Annotated in this window: 12 protein-coding genes; 11 read left to right on the top strand and 1 reads right to left on the bottom strand. The window is 39.1% G+C overall.

Annotated elements, in window-relative coordinates:
• The 3 genes from FTU05_RS13255 to FTU05_RS13245 all read left to right on the top strand — a co-directional run.
• A partial coding sequence (locus FTU05_RS13255) for a transposase domain-containing protein (RefSeq protein ID WP_130075492.1) occupies positions 1-97 on the top strand: 97 nt, incomplete at its 5' end.
• Positions 98-151: 54 nt separating this feature from the next.
• Positions 152-1,174 (top strand): DUF4238 domain-containing protein, encoded by a 1,023-nt coding sequence (locus FTU05_RS13250; RefSeq protein WP_180165664.1) that lies wholly within the window; start codon positions 152-154, stop codon positions 1,172-1,174.
• A 6-nt stretch (positions 1,175-1,180) separates the two neighbouring features.
• Entirely contained in the window at positions 1,181-1,738 is a 558-nt protein-coding gene (locus tag FTU05_RS13245) for a GNAT family N-acetyltransferase (protein ID WP_180165662.1), read from the top strand.
• A gap of 247 nt (positions 1,739-1,985) precedes the next feature.
• On the opposite strand, the gene FTU05_RS13240 is transcribed toward FTU05_RS13245, so the two are convergent.
• Positions 1,986-2,306 (bottom strand): pyrimidine/purine nucleoside phosphorylase, encoded by a 321-nt coding sequence (locus FTU05_RS13240; RefSeq protein ID WP_078188739.1) that lies wholly within the window; start codon positions 2,304-2,306, stop codon positions 1,986-1,988.
• A gap of 656 nt (positions 2,307-2,962) precedes the next feature.
• Here FTU05_RS13240 and FTU05_RS13235 point away from each other — a divergent pair.
• The 8 genes from FTU05_RS13235 to FTU05_RS13200 all read left to right on the top strand — a co-directional run bounded on the left by FTU05_RS13235 (position 2,963) and on the right by FTU05_RS13200 (position 12,924).
• A complete protein-coding gene (locus tag FTU05_RS13235) occupies positions 2,963-3,835 on the top strand; it encodes a MetQ/NlpA family ABC transporter substrate-binding protein (protein WP_180165660.1) in 873 nt (290 codons plus the stop codon).
• 75 nt (positions 3,836-3,910) lie between these two features.
• Entirely contained in the window at positions 3,911-4,936 is a 1,026-nt protein-coding gene (locus FTU05_RS13230; protein ID WP_180165658.1) for a methionine ABC transporter ATP-binding protein, read from the top strand.
• Positions 4,933-5,628 carry a methionine ABC transporter permease gene (locus FTU05_RS13225; RefSeq protein ID WP_180048904.1) on the top strand — a complete coding sequence of 232 codons (696 nt, stop codon included), beginning with the start codon at positions 4,933-4,935 and terminating at the stop codon, positions 5,626-5,628. Before FTU05_RS13230 ends, FTU05_RS13225 begins: the two co-directional genes overlap by 4 nt.
• Before the next feature lie 329 nt (positions 5,629-5,957).
• On the top strand, positions 5,958-6,482 hold the full coding sequence (locus FTU05_RS13220) for a hypothetical protein (protein ID WP_257230130.1): 525 nt from the start codon (positions 5,958-5,960) through the stop codon (positions 6,480-6,482).
• A 152-nt stretch (positions 6,483-6,634) separates the two neighbouring features.
• Entirely contained in the window at positions 6,635-10,207 is a 3,573-nt protein-coding gene (gene dnaE, locus FTU05_RS13215) for a DNA polymerase III subunit alpha (RefSeq protein WP_180165656.1), read from the top strand.
• A 51-nt stretch (positions 10,208-10,258) separates the two neighbouring features.
• On the top strand, positions 10,259-11,101 hold the full coding sequence (locus tag FTU05_RS13210) for an RNA methyltransferase (RefSeq protein WP_180039995.1): 843 nt from the start codon (positions 10,259-10,261) through the stop codon (positions 11,099-11,101).
• A complete protein-coding gene (cysE, locus tag FTU05_RS13205; RefSeq protein ID WP_180007755.1) occupies positions 11,094-11,903 on the top strand; it encodes a serine O-acetyltransferase in 810 nt (269 codons plus the stop codon). Before FTU05_RS13210 ends, cysE begins: the two co-directional genes overlap by 8 nt.
• Before the next feature lie 106 nt (positions 11,904-12,009).
• A complete protein-coding gene (locus FTU05_RS13200; RefSeq protein ID WP_180165653.1) occupies positions 12,010-12,924 on the top strand; it encodes an ABUW_2363 family tetratricopeptide repeat lipoprotein in 915 nt (304 codons plus the stop codon).
• Positions 12,925-13,082: the final 158 nt, after the last annotated feature.

The raw sequence follows: 13,082 nt of genomic DNA, 5'->3' as shown, positions 1-13,082 counted from the left end.
TGCCTATTTAAGTGATGTGCTGAAAAGGCTGCCGACACACAAAGTGACCCAAATTGAAGAATTGCTGCCGCACTGCTGGAAACCTGAATCGAATTAAAAATTGGTATGGGATTCAGCGGACGCTTACGCATTACACCCAATAAAAACTTATATGCCGACAACAAACCAATGGGAATTCACACCCAAGCAATTGCAAATAAAGAGAGAAAATCATTATGTATGGGCTAATTACCTAAAAAATTGGTCTACTAATAATTCAGATGTTTGGTATACAACCAAAAAATTTAAAATAGCTTGTGATAGTGTCAAAGCAATTGCAAAGGAGAAAGATTTATATCAAGCTAGACATCTTAGCAATGAACAATTGCAGTTTATTTTACAGTTATCAGCTCAATCACCAGAAGCATTACAAAAAATCCATAAGTCATTTTTAGATCCATTTATACAAATTTTAGAAATAGAAAAATTTTACTTATCATCAATTACAGACAATAAACAGATTAAAGCTCATATTGAAGCAATTAAAAGCAATACTTTAGAGAACATACATACAGCTATAGAAAATAATGTAAATAAAATTTTAGAAGAATTACAAAAAAAGAATTTAAAAATTTTAGATGAACTAGAAAACATGATTAATTTTATGAATTTTTTTGGTCATCAAATCGCTAGAACAGCCCCTTTTCGGAATAAAATATTAGCCACTCAAACCAATTCAACCGTGCAAACAATCTATAAAGATTCTTGGTGGTTTATAAGCTATATGTTTGGTATGAATATCGGAGTAGATTTTTTCAAAACTCGTAAAATTGATAAACATTGTTTGCTGATCAACATCTCTGATGAAGACTTTATAACCTCGGATCATCCAATCATTAATGTCCATCCAAACATAAATGAAAATGATTTAAATGCTCCTTCTAGCGAAGAAGCAGACTTTTTTTACCCAATTTCGCCCAGAATAGCCTATATGATTAATAAGTCTGATTTATTCCCAAGTGGTATAAGCCATGTATCTATCGATTTTGTTAAAGCCATGAATAGAAAATTAGCTATCCACTCAGATCAATACATCATTAGTACTACTGAAACTCAATTAAGGACTTATAAAAAATTTGTTGGTCAAAGACTCAAGATCATCAAAGAAAGTCATGAATCTTTCAACAATATCTGAATTTACATGACTATCCAACTTCAAACCCCTCGCCTTATCCTCCGCCAATGGCAAGACTCCGACACTGCTCCATTCATCCACATGTGTGCAGATGATGAGGTCATGCGTTATTTCCTCAAAAAGCTCAATGCTGAGGAAGCCACTGCATTTCTGCAACGCTTAAAAGATGCTATCGAAACACGTGGTTGGGGCTTATACGCTGTAGAGCTAAAAGCCACAGGTGAATTTATTGGCTTTATCGGCTTACACGTACACCCACCTGAGTTTGAAATAGCCGATGCACCTGAAATCGGCTGGCGACTACTACCGCAATATTGGCATCAAGGTTATGCCACCGATGGAGCAAAAGCTGTACTCAAACATGCTTTTAGAAACTTAAGACTAGATAAAGTTATTTCCTTCACTGCAAGTTTGAACACACCATCAGAACGTGTCATGCAACGCATAGGTATGCATAAAGTACGCGAGTTTAATCATCAGCTTGTACCAGCAGAACACCCATTAAACCGTCACGTGCTTTATGAAATACAACGTAGTGATTATTTGCACATTCCATTTTGCTAATTGAATATTTATTCACAGCAAAACCAAAGCACATTAACTCTGCCAAACAGTGGCTATAGATGATGTTAAAAACCATAATTTTAGTTACTACAGGATTTCGTATAAGAAAGCTAAATCATTCATTGAATCGTATAAGAAACCCCGCTAAGTGCGGGGTTTAAGCAATAAAAATATCAATTGCTATGACTTAGAAATAAAAAATCATAAGTTGGAAAGCTGAAGCAACTGCAAACCTGTCTAAGCATGCTTAATCAAAATGGCATACATAGTCGACAACATCGGTACATTGCACTTTAAAAATAGAATCTTGTGGAACAATAAAGCTTTCGCCAGACGTATATTGAACAAACTCGCCCTGCTCCCCAATTTGCACGACACACTGCCCAGATGTGATTTCAACACGCTCTTTCACATGTGCCTCAAACGTCATGGGTTGCTCTGATGGCAAAAATACACCGATGGTTTTTTGACTACCATCTTCCATTTTTAAAACATGGCTCACCGATCTACCGCCATAATGAACCGTAGGCTTTTTTACAACTGAGACGAAATCAAACTGATTTGACATAGCGTGCCTCACATAGTAATTTATTATGATCAATTATTAAGCAGTTTATATTAAACAATGTAGCGGATTCAATCTTCCTCAGATTTAGATCTAAGATTTTGAAAAACCATGAATCAGAGTTGAACTTCAAATATATCAATAAAGATTTCAATGCAGATTAGATTGAAGCTCTCCGTTATTTTCACATATGAATGTTACAAATTTTGTGTATGACAGGACTTATTTCATTTTTATCATTTTTTCAGCAATACATTTTAAAATTTGTTATATAGACCTAAACTTATACAAATGACGCACTTAAATAGTTTAATTATAAATAATATATTGTTTTTACTTATTAAATTATTTAATTAAACATATTCCATATACATTTTTGGTGCTAAGCATAACTTTTTAAATCACTATATTGAATAATAAAAAATTGATATGATGCCTAGCGAAATATAGAGATTTGCTTTATTAAATCTTTTGTTTACAGCAGCTTGCAATGGCTATCTTTTCCCATTTGGAAATAGACTCAGATCTAATTGTATAAGTCTGTGTAGCATTTTAAATTATTAAGCATCTATCAGCCTGTCTGATAAAAGACTTAAGTAAATCTCTCCATAATATGATTTGTGAATTTATTAATTTTATAAATTTACTCGGGTGAATATATGAAAAAGCTCCTAGGATTAGTTCTCGGTTTATCTGTGGGCCTTTCAGGCTGTGGTAAACAAGAAGCTCCTGCAACTGACGCAGCACAACAAAAAGACACTGCAGAAGTGCAAACCGTCACCATGGCTTCGACTGGTTCGGATGCTGATATTTGGCGCTACATTGCTTCGCTTCCTGAAACCAAAGAAGCTGGCATTAAACTTGAAGTGAAAAACTTCACTGACTATGTGTCTATGAACACTGCTGTAGCGAATAAAGAAATTGATGTTAACGCATTCCAATCATATGCCTATATGGTTGCGTTTAACGACAACAATAAAGATAAAATTGCACCGCTTTCGACAACTTATTTAGAACCAATGGGTATCTATTCAAGCAAAGTCAAAAAACTTGAAGAGTTCAAAACAGGTGCAACAATTGCGATTCCAAATGATGGCGCAAACGAATCACGTGCATTATTACTGCTTCAATCTGCTGGCTTAATCAAACTTAAAGCTGATTTTGACGATGTAAAAGGCACACCTGCTGATGTCACTGAAAATGCGAAGAAAATCGTAATCAAGCCAATCCAAATGGCGACTGCGGTTCGTGTTAAAGACGAAGTTGATGCGATTGTTTTGGGTAATACCCTTGCAATGGAAGGTGGTTTAAACGTACAAAAAGATGCGGTTTACTATGAGCCAATCGATCAAAGTACAAAAATGAACGTGAACATTCTTGCTGTTGCTGCTGACCGTCAAAATGACCCAGTACTACAAAAAGTAGGCGCGCTTTATCACACTCCAGCTGTTAAAGCTTACATCGATGAACATTTTGGTGGTACTAAAATTGATGTAAACAAACCAACTAGCTACCTCACTGAAGCAAAATAGTAATATAATTTCTTCAAATAAACAGGCAAAGTTTACTTTGCCTGTTTTTTCATTTTTGAACCCTTTTTTGACGCTATGATCCGATTTAAAAATATCTCCAAGCATTTTGAGCTAAAAGGCCAAACCGTTACAGCACTGGATCAGATTAATCTGGACATTCCAGATGGCTGTATTTTCGGTTTAATTGGCTACAGTGGTGCAGGCAAAAGTACCTTAATCCGTTTAATTAATTTGCTAGAACGTCCTAGTGAAGGGCAAATTATTATTCATGATAAAGACTTTACTGCTTTAAATTCGGCAGAGCTGCGTCAAGAAAGAACCAATATTGGCATGATCTTCCAGCACTTCAATTTACTGCAAACCAAAACTGTTGCAGAAAATATTGAAATGCCGCTTAAACTTTTAGGTGTAGCTAAAGCTGAACGCCAAAAACGTTTAGAAGAGTTGCTCGAATTTATTGACTTAAAACATAAGAAAAATGCTTATCCAGATGAGCTCTCTGGTGGTCAAAAACAACGTGTCGGGATTGCCCGTGCGCTAGCCAATCATCCTAAAATTTTACTGTGTGATGAAGCAACTTCTGCTCTCGATCCGCAAACTACCAAATCGGTATTGGCGTTATTAAAGAAAATCAATCAAGAACAAGGCATTACTATTGTGATGGTCACCCATGAAATGGATGTGATTGAATCTGTTTGTGATTATGTTGCGGTGATGGAACAAGGGAAAATCATCGAACACGGCTCAACCTTAGAGATTTTTAGTCAGCCAAAACACAATACAACCAAAAACTTTATTCAAACTGTATTGCAGCAACAGCTTCCTGTTAATATTTTAAATAATCTAGAAAATCAAAACCATAACAGTATTTATTGTTTAAAATTTCTGGGCAGTTCGGCACAGGAAACCGTCATTCAAGCGGTAATTAAACAGTTTGATATTAGCCTGAATATTTTGTTTGCCAATATGACTGAAATTAATGGTGCGGTGATTGGACAAATGTTCGTTCAGCTATTAGGTGATGCAGCATTGATTCAACAAGCGGTGGCGTTCTTAGAACAACATGGCGTTGAAGTCACTCAAGCAGGAGTTCAGCAATGAGAGATTTAATTATTCAATGGCTGACTCAAATTACAGCACCCTTTTGGAAAAGTTCTTTGTCTATGGATCAGTTCGTCACTGCCCTACAAGAAACTTTTCACATGGTGTTCTTTGCCATGCTCTTCGGCTGTATTTGGGGTTTTATCCAGGCCGTGATTTTATATGTCTCACGTCCACAAGGCATTTTGCCTAATCGTGTCATCTACCATGGTTTGAACCCGATTGTGAATGCGCTGCGTTCATTGCCATTTATTATCCTCTTGATTGCGGTCATCCCTTTGACCAAAGTCATTGTGGGTACTTCAATTGGTACTTGGGCTGCAATTGTTCCCCTCACAATCTATGTTGGTCCTTACATTGGTCGTCTGATTGAAACTTCGTTGCTTGAAGTGAATGACGGCATCATTGAGTCTGCTCAAGCGATGGGTGCATCTCCGCTGCAAATCATTACTAAATTTGTTCTACCAGAGTCTCGTAGCTCTTTAATTTTGAACTTAACAACTGCAACCATTAGCTTAATTGGCGCAACAGCGATGGCAGGTGCAGTAGGTGCAGGCGGTATCGGTGACCTTGCCATTTCTTATGGTTATCAACGTTTTGATAGTAGCGTGGTGATCATGACCGTCATTGTCTTGTTGATTTTGGTGCAAATTGTACAAAGTCTGGGGGACTGGTTATCGAAACTGCGCTAAGCCTGCATAATTCATATATTTAAGCTCTCCTCGGAGGGCTTTTTAGTTTCTTAGATTCTAAAATTTAGTTTTTAATGCCGCAATTAAACCAAAATTTTTTTTAGTTTTAAATTATTTTGACGGCAAATTAGCAACACCATAAAATTTAAAATATAACCTTCAATATTACGTTTACAAAAACTTGAATGAGTACAAAATATCAAAAGAACAGGATTTTATATTCCCCATGCAAACAACACTGACAGCAAAAATTTTCCGCTTAAATTTTTTTCACAACAGCAATATTGATCACTTCAGCAACATCTGCATCCATTGCTGATTATAACTATGTGACTAGTATTAAAGTAAATGATATTGACTTAACCTTACCCTTGCCTGCATCAAAAGCAAATGCATTAATCAGCAAAAATCCAGTAAAGCTTAAATATGAATATTCAGAATGTACCGGCAATACTGAATTTCATGTCACATCAAAAGGTAAATTTCTAAAATTTGAAATTTATGCAGAGGACAATCCTCAAGTTAAAAATGATTCATTCTATAAAAATAAAAGCAGCTTCGCCCAACTTGGACAAACCAAAGGGGATGTTTGGATGGAATGGGATAAATCCACTCAAATACGCGATAAAATTCAAATTGGGTCAAAACATCTGATAAGCCAATATGACTATCAACAATTTGTAAAAGACTTTACCAAAAGTGCAAAATTAGCCAATCCAAATGAAGTTGCATATGTGATTTTACTCTCACCGACTCATGCAAAATGCGTGCTGAAAGAGCCGCATAACTATGATTTACCCTATATTGGCAATCTACTCTTCAACTTTAAAAATAGCAAATTGATAGCTTTTTAGTTAATCAAGGTATTGCTTGCTAAATGGTGATTATCATACAGCGTTTATTGATTAAACAGTGAATTTATAAATCTGTATAAAGCCATGCAATAAACGCAAGTTTGATCTCAGAGCATGCTAAAATCAGCAGCTGTTTTCGCAGGGACTCATCTATGCACTTTGTACATCTTGGTATTTTTACAGAATTTTCCATTACTGAATCTATTGTACGTATACCTGATCTTGTAAAAGCTGCAGCTGCAGATGAAATGCCCGCTCTGGCCATTACTGACCTTTCAAATCTACATGCTGCTGTAAAATTCTATAAAAAGTGCTTAGATAAAGGCATTAAACCGATTTTTGGTTCGACCCTTCGTTTGAATGATGCTGAGCACAAAGCTACTCTTCTAGCGATGACCAATAAAGGTTGGCGCAGTCTAACAGAGTTGGTTTCTGAAGGTTATATTTCAGGTCAACAGCTTGATATTCCTTGCGTAAAAAAAGATTGGATTTTAAATCAACATCAAGACTTGATTGTTTTACTGGGTATGCAAAGTGATGTCGGCAAAATGCTTTGCTCTTCCAACCCGCAAAAAGCTGAACCTCTGTTAGCTGAATGGGTCGAAAAATTTGGCAATCGTGTTTATCTAGCGATTACACGGACTGAGCGCTCGGGTGAAGAAGACTTTATTCACGAAGCAGTAAAACTTGCGAAGAAATTTAACATTGGTGTGGTTGCTCATAACGATGTGCATTTTATACGTAAAGAAGATTTCGAGGCACATGAAGCACGTGTTTGTATTGCCGATGGTTATGTCCTTGGTGACAATCGTCGCCCTAAAAATTATAGCCCTGAACAATATTTCAAAACTGCAGCGGAAATGACTGAGCTCTTTTCAGACATTCCAACGGCTATTGAAAACACCTATCACATTGCACGACGCTGTAATGTGTCATTACGCTTAGGCTTCCATGACCTTCCCGATTATCCAATCCCTGAAGGTCATACCATTGACACCTATTTTGAACATTTATCAAAAGAAGGTTTAGAAGAACGTTTAGCGCATTTGTACCCTGTCGAACAACGTGGTGACGACTGGCCAGAAATTCGTAAGCCTTATGATGAACGTTTGGCTTATGAAGTTGGGATCATCCTGACCATGCAATTCCCAGGTTACTTCCTGATTGTCATGGACTTTATTCAATGGTCTAAAGGTAATGGCGTCCCTGTTGGTCCAGGCCGTGGTTCGGGTGCAGGTTCCTTGGTTGCCTATAGTTTAAAAATTACCGACCTAGACCCACTACGTTATGACCTACTGTTCGAACGTTTCTTAAACCCTGAACGTGTATCAATGCCCGACTTTGACGTCGATTTCTGTATTGCAGGTCGTGACCGTGTTATTGACTATGTTGCACGCACTTATGGTCGAGATGCGGTCTCTCAGATTGCAACTTTCGGTACCATGGCGGCAAAAGGTGCAATTCGTGACGTAGCCCGTGTCTTGGGTAAATCTTATGGTTTGGCTGACCGTATTTCTAAAATGATTCCAACCAAGCCTTTAGGTTTAAGTTTGGAAGAATCGATTGAGGCCGAACCACAGCTCAAAGATATTGTCACCAACCCATCGAATCCTGATAACGACGATGCTGCCGAAATTTGGGAAATGGCACTCAAACTTGAAGGCATTACCCGTAATACAGGTAAGCACGCCGGTGGTGTGGTCATTGCACCAACCAAGTTAACCGACTATTCAGCAGTACTGTGTGATGCAGATGGGACTAACCGTGTAGCCCAATTCGATAAAGACGATGTGGAAGCTGCCGGCCTAGTCAAATTCGACTTCTTGGGCTTACGTAACTTAACGGTAATTGAAGATGCCATTAAGCACATCAATGCCCGTCCAGATATCACTACACCTGTCGATATTTCCTTGATTCCTTTGGATGATAAACCTGCCTATGCCGTGTTCGCAGATGCGAATACCACAGCGGTCTTCCAGTTTGAATCCGTCGGCATGAAAAAAATGCTGAAAGAGGCACGTCCAAGTAAGTTTGAAGAAATTATTGCCTTCGTATCGTTATACCGTCCGGGCCCGATGGATCTAATTCCTGACTTTATTTTCCGTATGCATGGTGGCGAGTTTGAATACTTACATCCATTACTGGAAAGTGTCCTTGAACCGACGTACGGCATTATGGTGTACCAGGAACAGGTAATGCAGGCAGCGCAATTCTGTGCTGGCTATAGCTTGGGTGGTGCGGATTTACTTCGTCGTGCTATGGGTAAAAAGAAAGTCGAAGAAATGATTAAGCACCGTCAGATCTTTACTGAGGGTGCTGCAACCAAAGGTATTGATGCAGATACGGCCAACCATATCTTCGATTATATGGAAAAATTCGCAGGCTATGGTTTTAACAAATCCCATGCCGCAGCCTATGCCCTTGTTGCATATCAAACCGCTTGGTTAAAAGCACATTTCCCTGCTGAATTTATGTCAGCAGTGATGACCTCGGAAATGCAGAATACCGATAACGTGGTGTTCTTGATCGATGACTGTCGTATTAATGGTCTTGAAGTCTTGCCACCTTCGGTCAATATGTCTTTATATAATTTCCATGCCAGCGATCCAAAAACCATCGTCTATGGTTTAGGTGCGATCAAGGGTGTCGGTGAAGCTGCCATGCAGTCTGTGATTGACTCACGTATCCAAGATGGCCCATATAAAGATCTGTTTGACTTCTGCCATCGTATTGACCTAAAAAAAATCAATAAGCGCACGCTTGAAGCATTGATTCGTGGTGGCGCATTGGATTGTTTAGGATTAGAGCGCGCTAACTTGATGGCGCAATTGCCAGAAGCTGTACAAGCGGCTGACCAAGCCCGCACTAACCGCGAAACAGGGATGATGGATTTATTTGGTGAAGTTGAAGAAGTTCAGCGTAAACCTTCTAAACCTGTTAAACCGTGGTCAGATGAAGTTCGTCTTAAAGGTGAAAAAGATACTCTTGGGCTTTATCTAACAGGTCATCCGATCGATGTGTATCGATCAGAGCTAAAAGCCTTTATTTCACAGCGCATTAATGAGCTTACGCCTACACGACGTGGTGTCACTACAGTATTTGCAGGCCTAGTCGTCGATGTTGCCAACTTCCCGAACCGCATGATGGTGACGCTCGATGATGGTACTGCACGTATTGAAGTGTCTGCGAATCACGAACGTTTTAACCGCTTCAAAGATGTGATTCAAAACGAAAAAGTGGTGGTCATTGAAGGTGAAATTTACGAACGTGAAGGTTTTGATCGGCCAATGGGTCGCTTAACTAAAGCCTTCAGTTTGAATGAAATCCGTCAAAAACGTGCCAATGCCATTCAAATTAAATTAACACCTGAACATTTTAGTAAAACGCTATCACGCGACATCCAAAATATTTTACTGCCTTTTTGCAATGTCGATATGTGTACGCATATCCCTGTGCAGTTATATATAGACTATCCATATGCGACGGCCGACATTCATTTGGGCTTAAACTGGAAAGTTGCCCCACTAGATGAATTACTGTCTAAGCTGCGTGACTACTTCGGTAAAGAATCTTTGCATGTCGAATATCATGTCAAATCCAAAGCAGCCAAAGCGGTAAGTTATGAACAAGCCTCTATTCCTGCGCAAGTTCCTCCACCGCCAGATGGGATGAGCATGGATGATGCCATGGATTTATACCAAGCAGAAGCCAATCAATTTTCTTAAAGTTTAAACGCTGTTTGAACTGCTTTTTTAAATAAACATATTGGAAATATCATGAATCAAACTGACAATGCTGCGGTTTCAGCACATCTCTCCCATGTGCGTATTGTCATGGTGAATACAACATTACCCGCAAATATTGGTAGTGCATTACGTGCCATGAAAACCATGGGACTTTCAAAGTTGGTCTTAGTTGCACCTAAGACTTACCCGCATCCAGACATTAATGCCTTGGCTGCCGGTGCTGTCGATTTAATTGATCAAATTGAAATCGTTGAATCATTAGAAGAAGCCATTAAAGATTGTCATATTGTCTTTGGGACCAGTGCGCGTAGTCGTACCATCCCATGGCCATTACTTGACGCTCGCCCTGCTGCCGAAATGTCTCTCAAAGCGGTCTGCGAACAACAACAAGAAATTGCCGTGGTGTTTGGCCGTGAAGACCGTGGTTTGACCAATGAGGAATTGGCAATGGCCAACTACCATGTCACTATTCCAGTAAATACTGAATATGGCGTCTTGAACGTTGCCCAAGCGATTCAAGTCATTTGCTATGAAATGCGCATGGCTGCCCTTGCTCATACCGAGTTAACTGCAAATCCTGATGCCAATATGCATGTTACAGATGACATCGATATGGAATGGGATGAACCTTTGGTGACCCATGAAATGATGGAACAGTTCTACCCGCATATTGAAAAAATGCTGGCAGAGATTGAATTTATGGATCCAAAAAATCCAAGATTATTACCTTTACGCTTGCGTCGCCTATTTGGACGTATACAATTAGATCGTATGGAATACCACTTATTACGTGGCATCTTTAGCCGAGTACAGGCTTTAAATAACGGAACATGGAAAAAATCTACAGACAATGAGGATCAATCTAATGCTTAAGCAGCTCAAAGAAGATATACAGGCTGTATTCGCGCGCGATCCTGCTGCACGAAATACGCTCGAAGTCTTAACGACTTATCCAGGAATTCATGCCTTGATCATGCATCGTATGGCACATGAACTTTGGAAAAAAGAGTGTAAAGGCTCAGCTCGCTTATTGTCTTCTTTTAGCCGCTTTGCCACAGGCATTGAGATTCATCCAGGTGCGAAAATCGGTCGTCGTTTCTTCATTGACCATGGTATGGGTGTGGTGATTGGTGAAACGGCCGAAATTGGTGATGATGTCACCCTTTACCATGGTGTGACCTTAGGGGGTACAACATGGAACAAAGGCAAACGTCACCCAACTTTGGAAGATGGCGTAGTGGTTGGCGCTGGTGCAAAGATCTTAGGCCCATTTACGGTAGGTAAAAATGCCAAAGTCGGTTCAAATGCCGTAGTGACCAAAGAAGTTCCTGCAGATACTACCGCTGTAGGTAATCCAGCACGCTTTATCACCAAAGATAAACCAAAAGATGAAGCGGAAACCCGTCGTCGCGATTATGCAGAAAGTATTGGTTTCCAACCGTATGCTGCAACACAAGACCAAACTGACCCAATGTTAGAAGGTATGCGTGTATTGTTAGATCGTATTCAGCACAATGAAAAACGTATGAATAATTTGTGTCAGCGTTTGTCTCTCCTTGACCCAACGTTCAAAAAGCAACAGCTTAATGAACAACCTTTTAGTCAGGAAGAACTTAAAATCATTGAAGATGTGCGCCGTGAATGCGAAGCTCAAAGTAGTCAATCTAAGGCTTAACCAAAAGCAATCAGAATAAGTTGCCTTTAACTTGCATGTTGTTCAGAGTTTTTTTAGACTGACCAACATGCTTTTTTGTATAAAATAAATTTAATGGATGAATCATATGACGCTTAAGCCCTTGGCAGTTGCTTGTATTGCTTTAACCCTTGCCGCTTGTGGAAGCGCCCCAACTAAGAATAATGCACCTAAAGATGCCATGATTTTTGTAGAGCCTGAACTGACTCCACCTTTCTACGCACTCAACCCATTTAACTACGATGCACCACCTCCTTTTGAATTAAATTTACAAAAAGCTGCAGCACAGCCTGTGACTAAGATGGTGGTAACTAGCCCAACCGACCCATCTAAGCAATTAACCCTTGAAGAAAACCGCCTGATTATCCCCACTGTTGACAGCAAAGAACGTTCGATGAAATTTGCTGCTTTAGCAGGTGACAATGAAATCGACATTACTGAAATTGATGATTTCTTACAGCTTGTTGAAGGTAAAGCGCGTCACTATCCACCACGTTTTGTACAACGCCAAGAACGTAAGGGTTTTGAACTTAAACTTAAAGAAGTGACACAAAAACTAGATACGCTTGCATCTAAAGACAACGCTTCTTTTGATGTTTTAGTTCGTGCATTTAAAGCCAGTGTAATGGCACGCAACCTTGATTTAGGTTCTGTATATACGACTAAATCACTAACTTACGCACAGCGTATCTTAAAAATCAACCAAGATGATGCTGAAGCAAACTTCTGGTTCGGTTTTGGTTTATCTGAAGGTGGTGGTCAACGTGAAGCAATTCCATACCTAGACAAAGCGATGAAAGCGGGTGTTCAAGAAGCGTATCTTTCTGCAGCAAATAACTACATTGCGATGGAACAAAAAAAGAACGCCATTCAGGTTTTAAAGAACTATAAAGTGAAATACCCACAAGAAGCAGAAGTTGCTGATCGTTTAATTCAAGAAATTGAAAAGCAAGGTCGCTGGAATGTTTGGCAAGTTCTAAATCCACCTAAAGCTACATCTTAATTGTAACGATTTAGAAAATTCTTTTGAAAAAAGACCGTTTTAACGGTCTTTTTTCATTTAAGGTGAATTGAAAATCCTGACAATTATCGTATGATTTGAAAATATTCAACCCAATGTGCGACCCCTTTATGCAGCTAAATACTAAAACAATACTGCTC

Source organism: Acinetobacter sp. YH12049 (assembly GCF_013419875.1).
GTDB lineage: Bacteria > Pseudomonadota > Gammaproteobacteria > Pseudomonadales > Moraxellaceae > Acinetobacter > Acinetobacter amyesii.
Note: the sequence above shows the minus strand (reverse complement) of the source record. Positions and strands in the feature narration are given on the sequence as shown.